The 2,001-nt window shown below is 71.2% G+C and carries 1 protein-coding gene; it reads left to right on the top strand.

What is annotated here, in order from left to right; translation table 11 throughout:
• A partial coding sequence (locus ACFWZ2_RS43550) for an amino acid adenylation domain-containing protein (protein ID WP_384555349.1) occupies positions 1 to 2,001 on the top strand: 2,001 nt, incomplete at both ends.

Genomic DNA, 2,001 nt, shown 5'->3' with positions numbered 1-2,001 from the left:
TCGGCGCCGCCGTCAACGGCCGCCCGGCCGACCTGGTCGGTTCGGACGAGATGGTGGGCCTGTTCATCAACACCCTGCCGATCAGGGTGTTCTGCCGGCCGCAGCAGAGCGTGGCCGACGTGGTGACCGGCTTGCAGGACCGGCAGATGGCGCTGCTCGACCACCACTACTACGGGCTCGCCGACATCCAGCGGGACTCCGGTCTGCCCGCCCTGTTCGACACGTTCATCGGGTTCGAGAACTACCCGATGGACCGCGAGGGCATCGTCGACGCGAACGCGTCGGCGGGGCTCACGATCGACGGCATCCGGCCGATCGCGGGCGCGCACTACGCGCTGGCCCTCGCCGCCGTCGACCCCTATCTGCGGCTCTCCCTCGACTACCAGAAGAACCTCTACGACTTCGAGGCGGCCGAGGCCGTCGCAGCCCGGCTCGTCCGGGTCCTCGACCAGGTGCTCGCCGACCCGACGGTGCCGGTCGGCGCGATCGAGGTGCTCTCGGACGAGGAACGGGAGCAGCTGCTGCGGGGCGTCAACGAGACGGCGCACACCGTGGCCGCGGACACCCTGCCGGGCGCCTTCGAGGCCCAGGCCGACCGCACCCCGGACCGCGTCGCCGTGATCGGTGAGCGCGAGACACTGACGTACGAGGAGTTCAACCGGCGCGCCAACCGGCTCGCCCACTGGCTCATCGAACAGGGCGCGGGTCCCGAACAGCCTGTCGCCGTGCGCATTCCCCGCTCGGTCGAGCTGATGGTGGCGGCCTGCGCGGTGGTCAAGGCGGGCGCGGTCTATGTGCCCGTGGACCCCGAGCTGCCCGGGGACCGGGTGCGGCACATGCTCGACAGCGCCAAGCCGCTGCTGGTCCTTGAGGAAGAGCTGCCGGACGTGTCCGGGTTCCCGGAGACCAACCCGCAACGTGGTCTTGCGCCGGACAACATCGCGTACGTCATCTTCACCTCCGGCTCCACCGGTGGCCCCAAGGGCGTGCAGATCTCGCACCGGTCGATCATGAACCGGCTCAAGTGGGGCCTGTCGCACTTCGGTGTCACGGCCGACGACCGGGTGCTGTTCAGCACGGCGCCCAGCTTCGACGCGTCGATGCCGGAGATGTTCGCGCCCTTGCAGACCGGGGCAGCCGTGGTGATCGCGCGTCCGGACGGGCGCAGGGACCCGGCGTATCTGGCCGAGCTGATCCAGCGGGAGCGGGTGACCGGCGCGGTCTTCGTGTCCTCCCTGCTGGCGGCGTTCGTGGACGAGCCCACGGCGAAGCAGTGCAGCAGCCTGCGCTGGGTCGAGGTCGGTGCCGAGCCGTTCCCGGCCGCGCTGGCCAACAGGTTCGCCGAGCTGCTGCCCGACTGCGTCGCGTACAACCTCTACGGGCCCACCGAGGCGTCGGTGGAGGTCACGGCGTGGCAGCACGTGCCGGGCGCGGACCGGGTGCCGATCGGTCTGCCGATCTGGAACACCCAGGTGTACGTGCTCGACGAGGCGCTGCGCCCGGTCGCACCGGGCTGCGCCGGTGAGCTGTACCTGGCCGGTGCCGCGCTGGCCAGGGGCTATCTCGGGCAGTCCGCGCTGACCGCGCAACGGTTCGTCGCCGGTCTCTACGGTGCGCCGGGCACCCGGATGTACCGCACCGGCGACGTGGTGCGGTGGAACGAGGAAGGGCGGCTCGAGTACATCGACCGGAGTGACTTCCAGGTCAAGATCCGCGGCCTGCGCATCGAGCTGGGTGAGATCGAGTCGGCGCTGACCGCGCACCCGGAGGTCGGCAGCGCGGTGGCCGTGGTGCGCGAGGACCGCGACGGTGACCAGCGCCTTGTCGCGTACGTGGTGCCCGGCGGCAAGGCGGACCCGGAGAGCCTCGACGTGGCGGCGCTGACGGAACTGCTCCAGGAGCAACTGCCGGAGTACATGGTCCCGTCGGCGCTCGTGCCGCTGGCCGAACTCCCCACGACACCGAGCGGGAAGCTCGACCGCGCCGCGCTCCCCGCCCCCG

The sequence above is a fragment of the Streptomyces sp. NPDC059002 genome (assembly GCF_042740435.1).
GTDB lineage: Bacteria > Actinomycetota > Actinomycetes > Streptomycetales > Streptomycetaceae > Streptomyces.
This window is presented reverse-complemented; position numbering and strand designations above follow the sequence as displayed.